The organism is Algoriphagus sanaruensis, from assembly GCF_001593605.1.
GTDB classification, from domain to species: domain Bacteria; phylum Bacteroidota; class Bacteroidia; order Cytophagales; family Cyclobacteriaceae; genus Algoriphagus; species Algoriphagus sanaruensis.
Genome location: NZ_CP012836.1, coordinates 3,290,514 through 3,310,282 on the forward strand (window position 1 = coordinate 3,290,514; position 19,769 = coordinate 3,310,282).

Annotated in this window: 10 protein-coding genes; 3 read left to right on the plus strand and 7 right to left on the minus strand. The window is 44.4% G+C overall.

Annotated elements, in window-relative coordinates; all coding sequences use genetic code 11:
* Positions 1–453 carry a YciI family protein gene (locus tag AO498_RS14370; RefSeq protein WP_067549148.1) on the plus strand — a complete coding sequence of 151 codons (453 nt, stop codon included), beginning with the start codon at positions 1–3 and terminating at the stop codon, positions 451–453.
* 69 nt (positions 454–522) lie between these two features.
* Here the strand turns inward: AO498_RS14370 and AO498_RS14375 are convergent, their stop codons facing one another.
* Together AO498_RS14375 and AO498_RS14380 are read right to left on the minus strand one after the other, a co-directional pair.
* Positions 523–3,360 carry a PD-(D/E)XK nuclease family protein gene (locus AO498_RS14375; RefSeq protein WP_067549151.1) on the minus strand — a complete coding sequence of 946 codons (2,838 nt, stop codon included), beginning with the start codon at positions 3,358–3,360 and terminating at the stop codon, positions 523–525.
* On the minus strand, positions 3,357–6,605 hold the full coding sequence (locus AO498_RS14380; protein WP_067549154.1) for a UvrD-helicase domain-containing protein: 3,249 nt from the start codon (positions 6,603–6,605) through the stop codon (positions 3,357–3,359). The genes AO498_RS14375 and AO498_RS14380 overlap by 4 nt, the downstream gene beginning before the upstream one ends.
* Before the next feature lie 156 nt (positions 6,606–6,761).
* Here AO498_RS14380 and AO498_RS14385 point away from each other — a divergent pair, with 156 nt between their 5' ends.
* The gene (locus tag AO498_RS14385; RefSeq protein ID WP_067550536.1) at positions 6,762–8,921 is read left to right on the plus strand and encodes an alpha-glucuronidase family glycosyl hydrolase; all 2,160 of its coding nucleotides are present in this window, start codon (positions 6,762–6,764) and stop codon (positions 8,919–8,921) included.
* 252 nt (positions 8,922–9,173) lie between these two features.
* Here the strand turns inward: AO498_RS14385 and AO498_RS14390 are convergent, their stop codons facing one another.
* A complete protein-coding gene (locus AO498_RS14390; protein ID WP_067549156.1) occupies positions 9,174–12,119 on the minus strand; it encodes an FAD-binding and (Fe-S)-binding domain-containing protein in 2,946 nt (981 codons plus the stop codon).
* A gap of 169 nt (positions 12,120–12,288) precedes the next feature.
* On the opposite strand from AO498_RS14390, the gene AO498_RS14395 reads away from it, so the two are divergent.
* The gene (locus tag AO498_RS14395) at positions 12,289–13,059 is read left to right on the plus strand and encodes a YdcF family protein (protein ID WP_067549158.1); all 771 of its coding nucleotides are present in this window, start codon (positions 12,289–12,291) and stop codon (positions 13,057–13,059) included.
* A gap of 65 nt (positions 13,060–13,124) precedes the next feature.
* On the opposite strand, the gene AO498_RS14400 is transcribed toward AO498_RS14395, so the two are convergent.
* The 4 genes from AO498_RS14400 to AO498_RS14415 form a co-directional block, all read right to left on the minus strand.
* Entirely contained in the window at positions 13,125–14,426 is a 1,302-nt protein-coding gene (locus AO498_RS14400; RefSeq protein WP_067549161.1) for a type II toxin-antitoxin system HipA family toxin, read from the minus strand.
* A complete protein-coding gene (locus tag AO498_RS14405; protein ID WP_067549164.1) occupies positions 14,420–14,758 on the minus strand; it encodes a helix-turn-helix domain-containing protein in 339 nt (112 codons plus the stop codon). The genes AO498_RS14400 and AO498_RS14405 overlap by 7 nt, the downstream gene beginning before the upstream one ends.
* 274 nt (positions 14,759–15,032) lie before the next feature.
* Entirely contained in the window at positions 15,033–18,890 is a 3,858-nt protein-coding gene (locus AO498_RS14410; protein WP_067549167.1) for an AAA domain-containing protein, read from the minus strand.
* Entirely contained in the window at positions 18,890–19,702 is an 813-nt protein-coding gene (locus tag AO498_RS14415) for an SDR family oxidoreductase (protein WP_067549170.1), read from the minus strand. The genes AO498_RS14410 and AO498_RS14415 overlap by 1 nt, the downstream gene beginning before the upstream one ends.
* Positions 19,703–19,769 lie beyond the last annotated feature (67 nt).

A 19,769-nucleotide genomic window follows, 5' to 3' on the forward strand; every position in this document is an offset into this window, starting at 1 on the left:
ATGAAAAGAGCCCAATTTACCTTAAGCCTGATTTTAGCTGGAATTGGGTTATGTTTTGCCCAAAGTCAATATGACGAAGAACTCGCCAAGAAACTTGGAGCCGATGATTTTGGCATGAAAAAGTATGTGATGGCGTTTTTATTGAGAGGTGACCGTGTTTCAGAATACACTCCTGAGCAACGCTCTGAAATCCAAGCAGGCCACATGGCAAACATTGGTCGGATGGCTGAAATCGGTAAATTGATCGTAGCCGGACCTTTTTTCGGAAATGACGACCTACGCGGTATATACATTTTCGACGTCCAAACCCTCGAGGAAGCAAAAGCACTCACTGAAACTGACCCAGCCATCCAAGCCGGAGTCTTGAAAATGGATTTGAAAGAGTGGTATGGCTCAGCCGCACTAATGTTGCTGCCGGAGATGTATCCGAAAGTCACCAAGCAGAGTTTTTAGTGATCTGTTTTCAGTACCAGTCTTCAGTATTTCTGTCCTGAACACTGGAGCTGGACACTTTCAACTGAACTATCTCCCACAGATTTCCTTATACGCACAGTACGTGCACTTTTTCTCATCTTCTGTTTGATCAAAAGGAACTTCGGGGTTAAAGATCTCAGCCAATAATCCACTTAATCCGCTTTCAAACTCGGCGGCAAAATCCCGGTAATCAGAAATTTCCTCTTTGTCCATGACCAAAAATGGACTGAACTGAGGATTGTAGATTTCCTTGATATTGAAAATTCCGGGTTTTAGAGGGAGCTGATTAGCTCGGTGCTCGTATTGATAGAAGTAAGCATAGAGCAAGGTTTGCATGGCCGCCTTGTTTCGCTTGTCATCTTTCCGATCAAAAAGCGAAGCGATCGAACGCACAGTTTTGTTATCTTTTCCTGTTTTATAATCCAACAATCGCACTACACTGTTTTTGATGTCCATGCGGTCAATTACGCCTTTGAGCGCGATTTCTAACTTGCCTTGAGCAGTTTCCACTGGAATCCCAGCCTGGTATTCTTTCTCCAAACCGATCACACGGAAAGGGCCATTCTTCTGATCGTAACTCAGGATTTCTTTGACAAATTTGATAAAAATCTCTCTCGCGATTACCAATTGCCCGCTCAGTTCCAATTCTTCACCATTTTCCTTTTTGTAAAACTTGCGAATGGCCTTATCCACAGCCTCGGGCACTTGAGGTAGCAAGCGATCAATAGTGTGAGAATCGATATCTCGGTGAGATTTGCCTTCTTCTACTTCATACAGGAATTCCAATGCGCTGTGTAAAAGCGTTCCGAAGGTCATCGGATCGATATCTGACACCACTTCTTCTTTTTCCTTCAAACTCGCCACATAGCGGAAATAAAATCGAAGTCGGCAGTCCAAATACATGGAAAGCGCTGAGGCGGAAAAACTTTTCTCATAGGGATTTTCCACCTCTTTCTTTACATAATTTGATAGCCGCTGTAAGATTTCAGGCGTCTTTTCCAAGGTGATCTCCTTACCGGGAGTCAATTGAACAGGAATCATCACCGTATCCGGCTTAGAGACATGAAGCTCTGCCTGCATCTGCTGCACAAATCGGCTGACTTCATTAGCTTTTCCCTGGTCAGCTGATGTCGTGTAAATCAGGTGAACCTCTTCTGCCCGATGCAAGAGACGGTAAAAGGTATAGGCATAAATCGCGTCATTCTGCTCCTGAACAGGCAAACCAAAAGCCCGACGCAGGTTAAAAGGAATCATCGAATTGATTCCTCCTCCTGGAGGAAAGCTCCCCTCATTCACATCACAGATGATCACACGGCGGAAGTCCAAGTTTCTTGACTCCAACACGCCCATAATCTGCAGACCCTGTAGAGGCTCTCCTTCAAAGGGTAATTTCAATTCCCGGAAGATCTGCCGAAACAGCTTCAGCACAAAGTCCATCTTCAATCCCTTGTCCTGGTTGGTTCGGAAAACTTCCTTCAATCGATTCAGCTGTTTGAAAGCTTGATACAAATAGCTGCGCTGAATGACATCTTCTTTCAGTTCCTGAGCCAAGTATTGGATGATTTCTCCCAAGTAATCAAAAAGATCCTGAGGTTCGACCTTCCGGAAAACAAGCTGAAATAGGGTCCCCTCTTTGGCTAAAGCTTCTACTGGAACATCCAAGAGATTATCCAGCTTGATCTTTTCTGAGATTTCCTCGGCAAATTCCGCATCCGAGGCTTTCAGGTAAGAAAATGAAAGCAAGTCAATAACCGGCTTGTGGTAAAAGATCACCCGACCATTTTTCCATTTCGCATATCGCTGCAAATCCAATACAGCATCCAAAAAGGCATAGATCGGCGCATTTCGGATGGGATAACCCATGGTCACGTTGAGCTTGGAAATCTCCTCAGGAAGCGTATGAAGGACCGGAAAAAGCAATTGCTCGTCAGGCAGGATAATCACCGTTTCTTCCAAGGCTTCTTCAGTCCCTACCTTTTCCAAAAGTTTCCCGACCAAGTTGGCTTGATTGGTTTTCAGCGGAATAGCATGCGTATGGATTACTGGGGCTTTTTGACTGATTTCAGCAGGGATTTCCTCCGGGAAAGTCTTTCCCAACACGGAATCTTTCTGGTAATCTCTGAAAAACAAACCCGCTTCCTGGAGTCGATCATCCAAGTAATAAGCATCCACATCCCAGTAAATCTCCGCCCCAAATTTCTTCACAAAGTGCTTGATCAGCTTTTCCTCGGTCAGGGTAAAGGCATTAAAACCCACAAAGACCACGTGCTTCTCAGGCTTTGCGATAAGGTTTGTATTTTCTGCCACCTGTCTGTACAATTGACCGGAATAGGCCAAACCCGCAGTGCGAAGTCTAGCCTGAAACTGATCATAGAGCTGGGCTAAAATCTGCCAAAATCTCAGGAAGCGCTCTTGTTCACTTTCATTCTGCCGCTCAAAAGCCTTCCAAAACTGTGAAATCAGCTCTTTTTGCTCCTCAGAGAGAAAACTTAAATCAGATTCAAATTCCTTGATTTCGGCCAAATTTGTGTAAACGGTCTTGGCAGGAGCTAAAAACTGATCCAGGTCGTTAAAGTCTTTCAGGATCAATTCTCCCCAGAAATAAAAGCGGTCAAAGTCCTCCGGCTCGGTCTGAATCTGACGATACAACTTGTACAATTCAAAGATCAAAGTCAGCTCATCCGCAGGTGTGTTCCCCGCCAATCGGTAAAACAGTTGCTCGATCGTGATCACCTCCGGCATCCAAACCGGCTCTTGGATCAATTCTCCCATGTATCGGGTGAAAAACAAGCCTGCACGTCGGTTGGGAAGGACGACGGTGATTTCCTTCAGGTCTCGACCCGACTCGAGAATTTTCTGAGCAGTTTCTTTCAAAAATGGGTTCATACTTCCAAAATTTCAGTGGGTTCGAGATAGCACAAATAACCTTTAACCGGAAGTTGACTCAGTCTGGCAACCAAGCCCATGTATTCCTTGACTTGGCTTAGATGCGTTTCCCGCTTTTCTCCGGTTTTAAAATCAATGACCAAGGCTTTATCTTTTCCAATCAAGATTCGATCAGGCCGCTTTTGTGAACCACCGGGAAGCAAAATTCCCTGTTCGGAAAGCGACTGGTAGGCAGGACCAAACCAATCCTGAATCTGATCCAAGGCAAACAGCATTTCCAATTGCACCTTAACTTCCTCAGCCGTAGCCTCATCCCATCGTCCATCGAAGGTAAACTCTCGAAGCAATCTTAAGGCATCCTCCAAGCTTTGGGAATCGGCCAAGAGTTCGTGAATAATCACACCTAGCTTTCGCTGATTTCTGGCTTGAAGCCCATCTTCCGAAAAATCCCAGGCATAATTCCGCGTTTTGAGCTTTTCCTTCCAGTCCAAAATCTCCCATCGCAAGCCCAAAGAAGCTTTCGGCTTTTGATCTTTTGGAGGGATTTTCCTCCCCCATTCTCCCCAATCGAAGGTTTTCAATTCAGGATTCCAACCCTGATCGGATGGATCGGGAATATGAAAACCGGTAGAAAAGAGCGTGTAAAGCACATTTCCGGTTCGGTTGAGCATCACCCCTTTTTGACCTTTGGTAAAGTCCGAATAACCCCAAATCACCTCTTCCGAACGGGTAAATGCCACATAGAGCATATTGAGTGAATCGAGGTACGCGAGTCGAACTTCGTCTTGGTAATAGTCTGAGAAGTGAGAATTTTTAAGTGCGGTTTGATGCGTGAGGGGAATCACGGTTTCTAGATTTCCCAACTGATACGGTGCCCAAATCACCGGAGCCTGCTGTCCGGTAGCTACAATTCCCCAATCCAAAAATGGCATAATTACGACTTTATACTGCAAGCCCTTGGACTTGTGAATCGTCAGGATGCGCATGGCATCGTGATCCTCGGGGATTTTCACCGTTCGCTTGCCCTTATTGAGCTCCCACCAATCGAGGAATCCCATCAAATCGGCTCGATTCTTTTTCACAAAATCAAACACCGCCTCCTTGAATCCGGAGACATACGCCAAGTCCTGCTGCTTTTCGGTAAAACCCAAAAAGGCCAAGCCCTCCTCCATCAGTTCAACCAAAGGAATCTGAAGAAGCCTGTTTTCCACAGAAAGCAGTTGAGCTTCCTTTTCCTTCAGTGCATCTGGCAGGGTATGCTGGTAAAAGAGCGAATGGCTGAGCTCGACCTCATGAAGCAGGGCATAATAGTGCCAAAGGGTCTTCAGCGCGACTTTATCCGAAGGATTATTCAAGTAGGTGAAAAAGGCCAAGAGGCATTTGACTGCGATAGATTTGTCGATAAAAAGAGATTCCTCTGAAAGCACATCAAAGCGATAACCCGAATCGGGATTTTCCCGATGGTAATTCATCAGGTAATCGGCGATTTCAGCTCCCTGCGCGTTTTTACGAACCAAAAAAGCAATGTCACTCAACCCATAGCCCTGATCCTGCAGCTGCATCACCAAGCCGGGCAGTTTGGACAAAACGGTTTCGTCCGCTTCATCTTCCTCTGGTTCCTCATCCTCGGACGAACTTCGAGAATTGCTCTTTTCGGTAAACTCCAGGTGAATTTTTCCCTGAAACTCGAGATCTTTTTTCTTCCGAGGCACTTTCTGAGTAACCTCTAAAAAGGCATCATTCAGCAGATTTTTGGAATCCACTGCGAAATTGTCCTCCATTCCCGACTGCATTAGCGAAGGCAACTGCTGAAACAAAGCATTATTGAAATCAATGATTCCGGGAAGGCTTCGGAAGTTGGTATCCAGGTTTTTTATATCGATTAAATCCTTGCGAATCTGCTGCTGAACTTCACTCAAAAGCAGTTCTAATTTTCCTCCTCTCCATCGGTAGATTGATTGCTTCACATCACCTACGAGCAAGTTAGTATTTCCTGAGGCTAGAGAGTTTTCGAGCAAAGGCCGAAAGCTTGACCATTGGAATTCGGAAGTATCCTGAAACTCATCGATAAGGAAGTGTCGGTACTGATTTCCTATTTTCTCATAGATAAAAGGCGCCTCGTTACCTTCCGTAATTTGTTTGAGAAAGTCATTGACATCCGAAATCAGCAGGATGCTTTCCTCGTCTTTCAAATCCCGAAGCTCCAAAATCAAATCTCGGAAAACCCCAAAAGCATTCAGATTACGCTGCAAAGCGGAGAGGGTATTCCAGTGAAGGACCTTTTCTGGCAAACTCATTAGCAAATCTCTCAATCCTGCATCTGCAGCCGATGTAATTGCATTAGCTAGTGGGTTCTTTTTTCCAGTAAACCAAGTTTCAGATTCCGGAATCTTATCCAATTGCTTCTCTGAAGGAGCCGTAAACGGCAAGTCTTTTTTCCCCAACTTGGACAATCGCACCACAAAATTGTTTGTACCTCCTCCACCTGAGAAATCCGTCCACTCCAAACCAAACTGTGCCCGAATCGCCTCTGCCTTTTCTCGCATTTCTTCTGCCTCGGCGATCAGTTTTCGACGCTCAGTATGCAGTTGCTTCCGAAATTCTCCCAAAAAACCTTCCTGAGCCACACTTTCCTGGAAAAGTGATCTGAACGCTTTAAACCGTTCCTGAAAAATCTCCCGACCTAAGCCTTTGATGCCGTTTCGAATATCCCAAGTTTTTCCATCCTCGATCTGTTCCTCGGCATAGCCGATCAGCCAAGCTCGGAGATTTTTATCCTGAGCCACCTTCTCCACGATCCGATCCACCAATCGCTCCAAGACCGCATCGGTATCCATCTCCAAGTCAAACTTGGCCTGAAGGTCCATTTCCCTCGCGAAGGATCGGATGACTTTTTGGAAAAAAGAATCAATCGTACTGACCGAAAAATACCCATACCCATGAAGAATGCTCAAAAGCGTCTCTCGGGCCCTGCTTTGCAATTGCTGTTCGTCTAGTTTGAGGTGCTTCATCAGCTCCTGATCCAAAAACTCATCGGCTTTCACATGCTGACTCATTTGCTCCAGCACTTCCAAAATCCGCTCCTTCATCTCGGCAGTTGCTTTATTGGTAAAGGTCACAGCTAAAATCTGCTTAAAGCCTGACCTTGGATTTTGCAAAGCCAACTTGAGGTATTCCAGCGTGAGCGTGTAGGTCTTGCCCGAGCCTGCGGAGGATTTGTAGATGATGAAAGGTTTCTGGTTCATGTGTCAAAAAGTAACAGATCGAAGATAGGAAAGCAGGACCTTTTTCCTAAAACAAAAAGACCACAGTGACGAATATTGTCAGGAATCGAATGCTTAAAACCAATTGGAATTCCTTTGCTTTTTGGCCATTTTCAACCCCTCGAAACTGATAAACCCATGAAGAAATACCTGATTCTAGCGCTCTTGCTGATTTTTTCGTTGCAAAATTTTGCAAAAGACGGCTACGAACTTTGGCTCGACTACCGACCAATCGAAAATTCAATAATGCGCTCGGAAGCAGATCAGCTTTTCTCAGGCATCTTCTTTTTTGGAAAAAACCCCACCTACGAAGCCATCGAAAAAGAGCTTCAGCTCGCTGCTCCCAAAATGACTGGAAAAGCACCAGTATTTTCTTCAGAGCGTCTGAATCAAACCCAAATTTGGCTGGGAACACGCGAAGAACTCGCACAAGTCCTTGGTCTTCAAAACCAAATTGATATTCGGAATCTCGGTCAAGATGGCTACTGGATGGGACCGGTGGTTTTTCAGGGAAAGACTTACTTTACGATTGTGGGCAATCGGCCTGTAGGTGTTCTTTATGGAGTTTTTGACTGGCTCAAAAGCCTACAAAGCGGAAGTTTTGACTTGAATAAAGTAAAAATGGAAAGCCCGAAAATCCAGCTTCGCATGCTCAACCATTGGGATAATCTGGACCGAACGGTAGAGCGAGGCTATGCAGGCTTTTCGATTTGGGACTGGCACCGCCTACCCGGTTACATCGACCCAAGATACATTGACTATGCCCGTGCCAATGCCAGTATTGGAATCAATGCGGTTTCCCTAACCAATGTGAATGCCAATGCAAGGATCTTGACCTCGGACTTTATGAAAAAGGCCATGGTGCTGGCCGATATCTTCCGACCGTATGGGATCAAAGTTTTTCTAACCGCGCGATTCTCCGCTCCCATCGAAATCGGAGGGCTCAAAACCGCCGATCCGCTCGATCCGGAGGTGATTGCTTTCTGGAAAAAGAAGACCGACGAAATGTATCAGCACATCCCCGATTTTGGAGGATACCTCGTCAAGGCAAATTCCGAAGGGCAGCCCGGGCCGCATGAATACCAGCGAACGCATGCCGAAGGTGCCAATATGCTTGCCGCTGCTTTGGCCCCGCATGGCGGAGTGTTAATCTGGAGGGCTTTTGTCTATTCTCACGAAATTGACGAAGACCGCCACAAGCAAGCCAATCTAGAATTTGTGCCTTTGGATGGAAAATTCCGTGAGAATGTGATCATTCAGGTCAAAAATGGGGCGATTGACTTCCAGCCAAGGGAACCTTTCCACCCACTTTTTGGCGCAGTGAAGCAAACCAATCTGGGAGTTGAGTTTCAAATCACTCAAGAGTACCTCGGTCAGGCTACCCAGCTGGTCTTCCTTTCTCCTATGTGGGAAGAAGTGCTACGAAGCAAAACCTTCCGTCCTACACCAACCTCTACCGTGGCTGGAATTGTGGACGGTTCGGACTCCGGTCAAAGGCTCACCCTCATGGCTGGCGTGTCCAATATCGGCACAGATCGCAACTGGACGGGGCATCTCTTTGGCCAGGCCAACTGGTATTCTTTCGGGCGGTTGACTTGGGATCCTTACTTGAGTTCGGAGCAGATCGCTGAGGAATGGACCAAGCTAACCTTTGGTCAAAATCCCGAAAATCTGGTCAAAATCAAGGAAATCATGCTCGATTCCCACGAAGCCGCTGTCAACTACATGACTCCGCTTGGCTTGCATCACATCATGGGCTGGGATCATCACTACGGCCCGGGACCTTGGGTGACCGGAGGAAGAGCGGATTGGACTGCGCTTTATTATCACCGTGCAGATAGTTTGGGAATTGGTTTTGATCGCACTTTTACGGGAAGCAAAGCTTTGGAACAATACGCGCCAGAGATCATCAGAGCTTGGTCCGACTCGGAACAGATTCCTGAGAAATACCTGCTTTGGTTTCATCACCTGTCTTGGGACTACACCATGAAATCCGGAAAAACACTTTGGAAAGAAATCGGACTTCACTACGATCAAGGGGTAAAAAGTGCTCGAAAAATGAAAAGCACTTGGGAAACCCTCAATGGTGCGATCGATCCAGTGCAATATTCCCATGTGAGTCAATTACTTGAAATCCAAGTCCAAGAAGCCGAATGGTGGAGAAATGCCTGTCTGCTGTATTTTCAATCCATATCCAAAAGACCATTTCCAAGCGAAATCGAACAGCCCGAAGGAGATTTGGAGTATTACAAAAGCTTGAGATTTCCTACAGCGCCAGGAATTCGGCCGAAGTGGTAGAAGTGCCTCGAAATATGCAATTTCGAGGCACTATATTCAGATTTTGAATCTGATCGATCAAGACTTCGGGTTCAAAATCCGTTGATAAGTTCTCAAGATTGCAAACCTTGAGAAGCAAAAAAAATCCTGCTTCCGAAGAAGCAGGATAAAAGAATCTGAGGTACTGTAATTCAGCCGAAGGCTGTATTTCTATTTTATTTCAACAGTTTTTCCAAGCTAAATATCGACTGAAACCTTCGAGGTCTTAAATCCTCAAAGGTTAAGTGCTTCCCATAGAATTTCCACGGGATGCTTCGCTTTGCGACCAGTACCATCTGCAATTTGATGACGGCAAGAAGTGCCTGGTGCAGCAATGAGTGTATCCGCTTCGGCTTTTCTTACCGCCGGAAACAGCACCAACTCTCCTACCTGCTGGGACAATTCAAAGTGCTCTGCCTCATAACCAAAGCTTCCAGCCATTCCGCAGCAACCACTTGGGATCGTTTCAACCGTGTAGTTAGCGGGAAGAGAAAGTATTTTTTGCGTCCAAGTCAACGAAGAAAGCGCCTTTTGATGGCAATGTCCATGTAATGTGATCTTTTGGGATTTGGAGGTGAAAGACTCCGGATTGATGTTTCCGGCAGCCACTTCCTGTCCGAGAAACTCATCGATCAACTTGACATGAAACTTGAGCTTCTTTGCAGCAGGCACCAAATCGGGACTGACAATCCTTGGATATTCATCCCGGAAACTCAAAATCGCGGAAGGCTCCAAACCAATCAATGGGGTATTGCCATCGATCAATTTCTCGAACGTGCGGACGTTTGCTTCCGCATGTTTTTTGGCTTTCTGCAACAATCCCTTAGAAAGTGCGGATCGCCCACTTTCCTCATGATCAATCACTTTGACATCGTAACCCAATTTTTTCAGAAGAGAAACTGCCTTAATCCCAATTTGAGTGTCGTTATGGTTGGTGAATTCATCCACAAAGAAATAAACTGACTTGATTGCTTTTGCAGGTCCTGGAAGAGAAGCATAGTTCTTTTTGTACCACTTTCTCAGACTGATCGGGCTGATTTCAGGCAGATTTCGGCTTGGTGCCACATTTAGGAGGGACTTCATCAGACCACCAGTCAGGGAATTGCTCAGGAAGAAATTAGCAATTCCGGGCACTTTGGCTCCCAATTCATTCAACTCGTTGATGTAAGCAAAAGCCTTAGAGCGAAGCGGAACTCCATTCGTTTTTTGGTATTGATAAAGAAATTCCGCCTTCATGCTCGCCATATCTACGCCTGAGGGACACTCCGCCGTACATCCTTTGCAACTTAAACAGAGATCTAAGGCTTCTTTGATTTCAGGATGATCAAAGGCATTTTCTTTTTTATCCAAGGTCAAAAACTCCCGCAAGGTATTAGCCCGGCCACGAACGGTATCACGTTCGTTACGAGTTGCCATAAAGCTAGGGCACATCGTACCTCCCGAACCCGGTAGTTTGCGACAGTCGCCAGACCCATTACACTTTTCCGCCAATCGGAGAATGCCCCCATCGGCAGAATAATCGAAAACTGTTTGGTGCTCAGGAGTGACCATTCCCGGCTCATAGCGCAGGAACTTATTCATTGGTGCAGCGTCTACGATTTTGCCAGGATTGAAGATGTTTTTGGGATCCCAAGTGTATTTGATTCGGCGGAAAAGCTCGTAGTTCTTTTCCCCAACCATCAATGGAATGAAGGCAGCCCGAACTCGTCCGTCACCATGCTCGCCAGAAAGCGAACCCTGGTATTTCTTTACCAATTTGGCCGATGCGAGAGAAATCTGGTAAAACTCCTCCACATCCTCAGCTTTCTTCAAATCCAAAATAGGACGCAAATGGATCTCCCCTGCTCCTGCATGGGCATAATGAACAGGCTTTTGGTTGAAGCCTTCCATCATCGCATCGACTTCATCGATGTAGTCCGCCAAGTCTTCAATATCTACGGCCGTGTCTTCGATACAAGCTACTGCTTTAGGATCTCCAGGAATATTCCCCAAAAGGCCCAAGCCAGCCGCTCGAAGTGCCCAAGCAGACGAGACTTTGGTTGGTTCTATAATTGGATAGGCATACCCATAGCCACCTGCTTTAAGATCAGCTACGAGTGCCTCTCCTTTGGCCATGGCCTCATCAAGTGTTTTTCCTCGAAACTCAATCATCAAAATCGCTTCCGGATCACCTTCGACGAAATACCTGTTTTTGGAGTATTCAATGCTTTCTTTGGTACAGTCTAGGATGATTTTATCCATCAGTTCCACTGCAGTCGCAGGATGCTTCATCGCGACCTGAGCGGATTTCATGCTTTCGTGGATACTTTCAAAATGGGCAGCTACTACGATTTCGACTGGATCTGGAAGTGGGTCGAGACTGATTTTGATTTCAGTGGTGAAAGCCAAAGTCCCCTCCGATCCTGCCAACAGCTTACAGAAGTTGAACTTTTCTTTCCCTTCAAAAAATTCTGTTTTGAGTAGTTCATCCACTGCATACCCTGTGTTTCGACGATGGATGGACTTTTTGGGAAATTGAGCGTGGATTTCTTCTCGAATTTCAGGGTTATTGAGTTCGTCGAAAATATGCCGATAAATTGTGCCTTCAAGGTCTTTTTGCCCACACTTCCGGTCAAAATCGTCTTGGGATATCTCTCCAAAAACCACCTTTTTCCCATCACTGAGAATGGTATTCAGGGAAATTACTTTATCCCGCGTCACCCCGTAAACGATGGAAGTCGTGCCGGAAGAATTATTCCCAACCATCCCTCCGATCATCGCCCGGTTGGCAGTGGAAGTGATCGGGCTGAAAAATAGACCATGCGGCTTGAGGTAACGGTTCAGCTCATCCCGAACGACTCCAGGTTGCACCCGAACCCAACGTTCTTCTTTGTTGAATTCCAAGATTTGGGTAAAGTGCTTGGAAACATCTACCACAATACCATTTCCCACACATTGTCCGGCAAGGGAAGTACCGGCCGTTCGGGGAATAAGAGAAGTACCATGCTCGGTGGCGAAGTGAATCAATTTTTGGATATCCGACTCTGACTTGGGAAAAGCCACTGCCAAAGGCATTTCCCGATAGACGGAAGCATCAGTGGCATACAGGGTCCTTGTGAGTCGGTCAAACTGTAAACTACCCTCCAATTGGGTAGCCAGTTTTTCTAAATGAGGTACTAGGTTAGGTTGGTCTGAAAGCATGGTCAAAAATAGCTTTCTGGCTAGATTAAAGAAATGAAATGACCAATTATCAATGAACAAACTCAATGATCAATTATGAGGGGGTGGGCATACTTGATAATTGATCATTGAAAATTGAGTTTGAATATTCCAACCTTCCCGCTTTTCTTTGCCCAAAACCTAAGCCTAAATGTTCTTCTACCTCTCCCAGTTTCTGAGTTTTTTGGCGATGCCGCTCACAATTGTGTTGATTCTAATCGTATCAGGGACAATTTTTTTAAAGCGAAAATGGGGTAAAAAGTTGCTTTGGGCAGGAATCGGGCTTCTACTCTTTTTCACCAATCCTTTCCTTTCCAATTTGGCATTATTGGCTTGGGAGTCTGATTTTAAGTCCTTTGAGGAAATCGAAACCCATGAAATAGGCATTGTCCTCACCGGAGTTACCAACCTGAGCAAAACTGCCTATGACCGTACCTTTTTCAACAAAGGAGCAGACCGCATCACCCATGCCCTCCAACTTTATCGGATGGGTAAAATCAAAAAAATTCTAATCACAGGAGGTACAGGTTTAAATCCAGTCAATCCTCAATCGGAAGCAGAAGTATTGCAGCGATTTTTACGAATGACTGGAGTGCCGGAATCGGACATCCTCATCGAGGATCAAGCAAAAAACACTGCTCAAAACGCCCAGTTTACCCGTGATTTTTTGGAGAAAAACGGAATTTCCACCGAACAGGAATTTGTATTGATCACTTCCGCTTTTCACATGAAAAGAGCCAAAGGATGCTTTGATAAAGTGGGATTGAAATCAGTGACTTTTCCCGTGGATTATTATTCCCATGAGGTCAAATACGATATTCCTGCCTTGATTTTCCCTGATGCGGATTCCATTTCCTATTGGCACAAGCTGGTCAAAGAATGGATTGGAATTTCGGTGTATAGCTTAGTAGGCTATATATAAAGGCTTTTCATCTTTAAAAGTTCTTTTCCAATTAATCTTACAAGCCTCATTTTACTGGCTAGTTGTTAAACCAAAAGTGTAGCCCGAATCGAATCCCTGAGTTTGAGCTCTACTCGGGCTTCTTCTGCGAATTCATTCCATCGCTTCACCGCTTTTCTGACCCGATCGATCTTTTCCTCCGGCTTTTTGATATTCATCTTTTGGGCTATTTCTAAAAAGTCGGCATCAGAGATTCCTTCTCGCTTTCCATTCACCTGAAGTGATTGACTACTTACCCATAAGCTTCCTGGTCGATAGGCATGACAAATATCATAAGCCGGTGAAAGTCTCCACTTACCGCTTTGATCCATGAGAAATGCAAAGTTTTTGGTATGGTCATCGCAGTTACGGGCAAGTACATTAAAGACCATTCGGATAAACATTTGTTCCGCTTCCGGATACGATAATCTCAGCATACGCATCGTCTCAAATACCTGCTCATAACTATACACGCCCACTTGATTGAAATCAAAATGACGCATCCCACAGAGACTTTGCATGTGGATTTTGTTACCGGCATCTGTTCGGTCAAAGCGCTTGGTCATGAAGTGCGCCCGGTCATTCTCCTCCAAAATCCGGGATTCATTCATTTCAATTCCTGCCTCGAGCGCCATCAGATAATAGGCCATTTCCACCCGTCCATAACCTGCAGTAGCTCCAAACTGAGCATCATGAACTCCATCAAACTTGATTAGCCAATAAGAATAGCCCTCCGGAGCTTTGACCTGACCGCTTTTGACTTCTCCTGTTTTGGGATTGAAGGCTATTACAGCTTTAGCCCGAGCACCACCCGCGGAAGTTCCGATTTTCAGAATATCTGCCAGCGCAGATTGCTCCTCGGATGATAGATCGGATTGGAAGCTTTCACGGGTATTAAGGATTTTATTGGCAATTGCGACCAAACTATCTAGTTCCAAAGTGCTTGCCGTTCCTGTCTCGGAACGAAGCGTAGGCCTAATTTCCAAAGCCCCCACTCCTCGTTTACCAATAAAACAAAGTAACTCCACAGGATTCAAACTATCCGTGGGACGGCCGTTTTGCACTAGCCAGGTATTGATCAATTGATTGCCGTATTTGTCGGGAAGCATATCTGCTAAAAGTCCAGGAAGGCCTTTGAACGTGTCAAAAGCATCATTCCGACCACGACGAACCTCAGGAAAAGTATAGAGACGTTTACCTTGTCTCAGAGGCATCGTGACAGGAGCAATATCCCAACCCAAGCGCAAAAAGCCCTCATCAAACTCAAAGCTTCCCAATTGTTGAGATTCGTCCCATAGAATCGCACCTGCTAGCCGATCCCAAAGCCATACCTCTGCTGCAACTACCATTCTGAAGGACGATCTTCCTCAGCAGCGATATCCGAGTGCCTCACCCGCTGCCGCTGATACTTCTTTTGGAGCTTGATGTATTCTAAAGGACTGATCTGCTGACGCGCCTCGAAAGCCTCCAGCAACTGCAACTCATCCAAAACCCGGAGAGCCTGGATCAAAGTCAGTAAATGAACCTTTTCTCCACGCTCGAGCAGACTCAGCGTAGACCTACTCATACCTGCTTCCGTGGCAAGTTCATCCTGAGTCTTATTAATGGCCATACGCTTCTTTTTGATGAAGTCCCCAATCATTCGGAGAATAGCCATATCTGAAAGTTGTGCAATATCCATGACTTAAATTTCATTCATTAAATTTAATTTTACAAGTTTATGAATGAAAAATCAATCAAAACAAAGATAATAGATGCTAGACATTAGAATCAAGACTTGGCGATATCCAATATTAATTAATACATTAATTATCATTCATTAAAATTAAAAATCTGAATTAACAAATGAAATTTCATTCATTAAAAATAGAATTCAGCTATTTATAGACCCAAAAGTCTTTTGTCTTGATTCTTGTGTCTTGGCTCTAGCTACTTAATACCAGCTACTTGATACTTCAAAACCTCCTACTCCATTTCCATTCCCATCCCCACCCCTTCGATTCAAGCAAAATCGAATGATAGGCTAAAGCAGCTTTAGCAGTTGGAGCACTAAAAAACCGCTGATCATCAGTTAAAATCGCTTTTTTCTCTCTTCCTTCTGAAAAAATCAAATCCATTACCGCAGAAGGTATTTGTTTGGAACAAGAAGAATTTTCATTCAATAGTCTGTTTTTCAAACTCCAATTAATCTCAAATCCCGGATTGGCAACTTCCGGAGCTGGGATATCGCGATTTTTACCCTGGACTTTCACAAATGCTAAAAACTCCCGTAGAAGTGCGATCCCTGGGTTCTGAAGTTGGCTAGGACGAAAGTCCTCTGGATCTACAGAAGAAATGACATGCATCTTTTTTCTGGCTCGGGTAATGGCCACGTTCAATCGGTTTTCAGCACCAGCTTTTCCCAAAAGCCCAAAATTAGTGATCAATCGACCTTCCCTATTTGGAGCGTATCCCAAAGAAAGAATTACCTGGTCAAATTCATCTCCCTGCACATTTTCGATATTTCTCACTTTGATTTGAGTTTCGGCAACTCCAGCTTTCCAAAGCTTTTCTCGGATAAGCTCCATCTGGAAATAATTTCCAGTCACCACTCCAATCGTATCTGAAGGAGATGAGGACTGGATTTTTTTCACAAGCTCCAAAACAGCATCCGCTTCAGTCCGGTTGGATTGATTCTCCCAAATCCCTTCCACTTTTTCCAAATAAAATGGAGTCAAGCCCGCTTGACTAATCTGATAATCCGGAAGTGTCTCCAAATCCCCACGATAAAAATGACAGTTGGAAAAATAAATCAAAGCGGGATCTGCAGAGCGGTAATGCCCTTTTAAACTCGTTCTCTCAAAATAAAATCCAGCTAATTCCAAAAGCGACTCAGCCTCGTATTCCAAGCCTTCCTCCTCACTTTCCCATTTGACTTGGTAAAAATCCGAAGGTCGCAACTGCTTAGAATCACCAGCTACCACGACTTGCTTCCCCCGAAGCATGGCGGGTAATCCTCTTTCCACTGGACATTGGGAGGCCTCATCGAAAATCACCAGATCGAAGTGAGCGCTGATCGGAAAAACCGCTGAAACTGTCTCAGGACTTCCTAGCCAACAGGGCAAAAGTCTAAAAACCTCCTCTCCAAATTCCTGAACCAATTTCCGAATCGGCCATTGCTGACGCTTTTTCGAAACCTGATGATGGAGATCCCGATAAGTCAGACGATTCCCAAGCCGATTATACTCCAAATGTTCGCTAACCTGCTCTCTTAGCCGAAGCAAAGCCATATATCCCGAAATCTTTCTTTTCTCCAAAATGGCAGTCTTTAACTCCTCCATCTCTCTGGAAAATTTCAAACTTCCGGCTTCTGATAAAACTGGAATTCTTCGCTCTATTTCCTCAATCCAAAACAAATTCCATCCATTCCAAAAGATCTTGAGTTGAGTTTGAAGACTTTCTTCAGGATAGTCTTCCCAGAGTTTTTGCCCCAAGTCTCGATGATTCCAGCTTTCCAAAAACAGATCAAAATCTGACAAGTCCCCAAAGACAGAATTCCAATTCAATGGATTTTCGGGAAAATTGGATTCCAATCCAAGATCGAATAAGCTGATGATTTGCTGCTTGGAAAGATAAGACCGCCAAGAAAACTTCTCTTTCTCGAATAACAGGATTAATTCCCCTAGCTCAATCAAACTTTCTTGAAAATCAGTTACACCCAAAGACTTCCATTCCAAAACAGAATGCAATTCAGGTAGTTGACTCCATGCTTCAAATAGATTCAAATAGGCACTAACTGAGTTAAAATCTTTAGAAAAATCACCACTCAACTTTAAAACTGTTGATTCTGGCAAGGATCGGAAATCTTCCTGAATCTTGATTTTTGAACGAAGTTCATTCTGAATTTCAAGGAGAATGCTTTCCTCAAATCTCCTCCCATTTCTCTCCAGTAAACCAAAAATCAAGGGATAGGAAATCTTCTTCCATTTAGCTTGCAGCTTTCCAAAAAAGCTTCTTGACTTGGGTAAAAGGAACTCTATTTCCTGAAGATTTGCCAGCAATTCCCCCTGAAACTCGAATTGAAAAGACTGATGAGCTTCAAGTGTTCGTTTCAAAAATGCCGAAACCTTACTCAGCTTTTTCTGCTCACTTTTTGAAAAAATCAATTGCAAAGTAGATGCCTTATCTGATTGGTTTTTCCATAACTCGAGGAAGGCCGAAACTTTTGTCGATATCCCATCTCTGGTAAGAATCTCTTCCAAAACGGAAAGAATTCTGTTTTTTGGAAAACGATGGGAAATTGAATTTCTGAAAGAATCAATTCCATGCAAGGTCTGGCTCAACAATCCATAATCTCTGGGATTAAGTCCGGCAAATGATCGTCGATTTGCCCAGAAACTTTTCAAATATCTATCCTGATAATTTTTAAAAACTTGATAATTCTTCTCAAATTGCCTTGCCTGTTCAAAATCCATCCGAATCAATTCCGATGATTTCAAAGCCTGCTCATTCAAATCCACATTGAGATACATGGCCTTGATAGGAATTCCTGCTTCCTGATCTGAAAAGAGCGCTCTTCGAAACTCCTCAAACTTCTCCGATAAATTGGAAATTGTTCGAGAAAGGATAGAAATCTCTCGTTCCAACTGAATCGAATCTATCCCACGGTTCTGTTCTTTGAAGCTTTCGATGGAATCAATTTGCTTCTTAAGCTTTTCAAATAGGCTTTTTTGATCCCCTTGAAAATCATGAACTAATGCCAAAAAATCTCCGAATCCTTTCTGAGCCATTCGTTCAAAAACAACATCCAAGGCAGCTCTTTTTTGCGAAACTACTAAGACCTTTTTCCCTCTAGCGATAAAATCCGAAACCAGATTGGCAATCAATTGGGATTTCCCTGTTCCTGGAGGACCTTCTACCACCAAACTTTTCCCTTGCCGTACCTTAAGCAGTACGTTTTCCTGAGAGGCATCCAAGGAAAAGACCGGAAACATGTTTTCCTCACGAACTGGAATAAGATTTTCATTTTGTGTAAAAAAGGTCTGAAAAAAATCTTCCAATGATTTGTCTTTATGGTCTTGGATCAACTCTTCATAATCGGAAAAGAGGAAACTGGATTTCTGGGCAAACTGCCCTAGAACTGCATAAGGTCGTAAGGCTATTCTCCCTTCCTCCATCCGCTCCTCATCCAGTGAAATCTGGGAAATTGGAAATGGCTGAATTTGATCTTCAAACAGATTGGATTGGACCTGAATGGAAAAGCGATCCTGAATAAGTTTATTTAGTTGAGTTCTGAATTCTGTTGGATCTGTTGAAAGCTCTTCCAGCATTTCATCCGACACCCAATCTCTTGATGTTGATTTTACAGCATGCCGCCAAATCAATAAAAAAGCGGGGTTCCATTGCCAAGAATCGGAACACACTAGAGTCCAAATCCCATTTTTTCTTTCCAGAGAAATGGGCTTCAGCAGAACTGGAGCGCGAAGCACTTGTCCATTTGGAAGCTTACCTTCAGCAAAAAGCCAGGTCAGATAAAGGCTTTGCTCACCCGTTTCTTCAAGGGTTAATTGATCTCGAACGGCTAGCCTCGCCAGTCGCTTAGCCAATTGATTGGACTCTCTCATCCTTGGGTCAATCTCAGGAATCAAGGGAATTTCCTTTTTCCCCTGAATCAATTTCCGGATGATTTCAAAGGCTGGTTCCCCCGTCAAAAAATCAAAGTCTCGGACATCTACCATTCCAAAACCCTCCAATCGAGGCAAATACAATAACCTGTTTTTACTGGACAGGTCATTGAGTCGATTGAGGTAGGTTTGAAAAATGGATTCGGGCATTAGTTGAATGGCGAGTCTTTTTCTTTTGCCATCTGATTATAGACAATTCCGTCGAGAATTCCCGGCATCCATTTATTGAGAAAAACGGCCATTTTTCCTTGCAAGGTCAACACGATGTCTCGTTTCCGATTTAGGGTTGCTTTCAGTATATGTTCAGCTACTTCCGCTGAAGTCATCATTTTAGCTTCGTCTCTCGGAGATTCTCCTTGAGAAGAACCATCCGCAGTTAGCGCAATATTTCGAATGTTGGATTCAGTAAAACCAGGAGCGACAACCAATACATGAACTCCCTTTTTCATCACTTCAGTACGAAGAGATTCAAAAAATCCATTCATTGCATATTTGCTGGCGGTGTAGGCTGTTCGAGCTGGAGTACCTCGATAGCCGTTGATAGAGGAAATGCCAATGATCGAACCTTTGGATTCCAGAATTGCAGGAAGGCAATATTTGGTGGCATATACCGATCCATAAAAGTTAGTATCCATCACCTTTTTGAAAACTTCCAGGTCCATGGCTTCAAAAAGTGCTCGCATACCGATTCCGGCATTATTGATCAACACATCGATTCTCCCAAAATGCTTCAAGGTTTCCTCCGCCAAATTTTGATTGTCTTTCTCGGAGGCAGCATCCGCCAAAATCGAAATCGCATCGACCCCTTTTGACTTGAGTTTAAGAAGAGAGTTTTGAAGTTTTTCTGGATTTCTACCCGTAATGGCGATTTTGGCGCCTTCCCGACCAAAAACCTCCGCACACGCTTCACCGATTCCTGAAGTGGCTCCGGTGATGATTACGACTTTGTCTTTGAATTTCATGTTACCTATTTGAGGGCTAAAGATAGGCAATCAGAGTTTTTATTCCCCAACAGGTCATCTCCCCCTT

Bases quoted from the DNA above. Each gene is read 5' to 3' on its own strand.
- AO498_RS14370 (WP_067549148.1), top strand. From the start codon at position 1: ATGAAAAGAGCCCAATTTACCTTAAGCCTGATTTTAGCTGGAATTGGG.
- AO498_RS14375 (WP_067549151.1), bottom strand. From the start codon at position 3,360: ATGAACCCATTTTTGAAAGAAACTGCTCAGAAAATTCTCGAGTCGGGT.
- AO498_RS14380 (WP_067549154.1), bottom strand. From the start codon at position 6,605: ATGAACCAGAAACCTTTCATCATCTACAAATCCTCCGCAGGCTCGGGC.
- AO498_RS14385 (WP_067550536.1), top strand. From the start codon at position 6,762: ATGAAGAAATACCTGATTCTAGCGCTCTTGCTGATTTTTTCGTTGCAA.
- AO498_RS14390 (WP_067549156.1), bottom strand. From the start codon at position 12,119: ATGCTTTCAGACCAACCTAACCTAGTACCTCATTTAGAAAAACTGGCT.
- AO498_RS14395 (WP_067549158.1), top strand. From the start codon at position 12,289: ATGTTCTTCTACCTCTCCCAGTTTCTGAGTTTTTTGGCGATGCCGCTC.
- AO498_RS14400 (WP_067549161.1), bottom strand. From the start codon at position 14,426: ATGGTAGTTGCAGCAGAGGTATGGCTTTGGGATCGGCTAGCAGGTGCG.
- AO498_RS14405 (WP_067549164.1), bottom strand. From the start codon at position 14,758: ATGGATATTGCACAACTTTCAGATATGGCTATTCTCCGAATGATTGGG.
- AO498_RS14410 (WP_067549167.1), bottom strand. From the start codon at position 18,890: ATGCCCGAATCCATTTTTCAAACCTACCTCAATCGACTCAATGACCTG.
- AO498_RS14415 (WP_067549170.1), bottom strand. From the start codon at position 19,702: ATGAAATTCAAAGACAAAGTCGTAATCATCACCGGAGCCACTTCAGGA.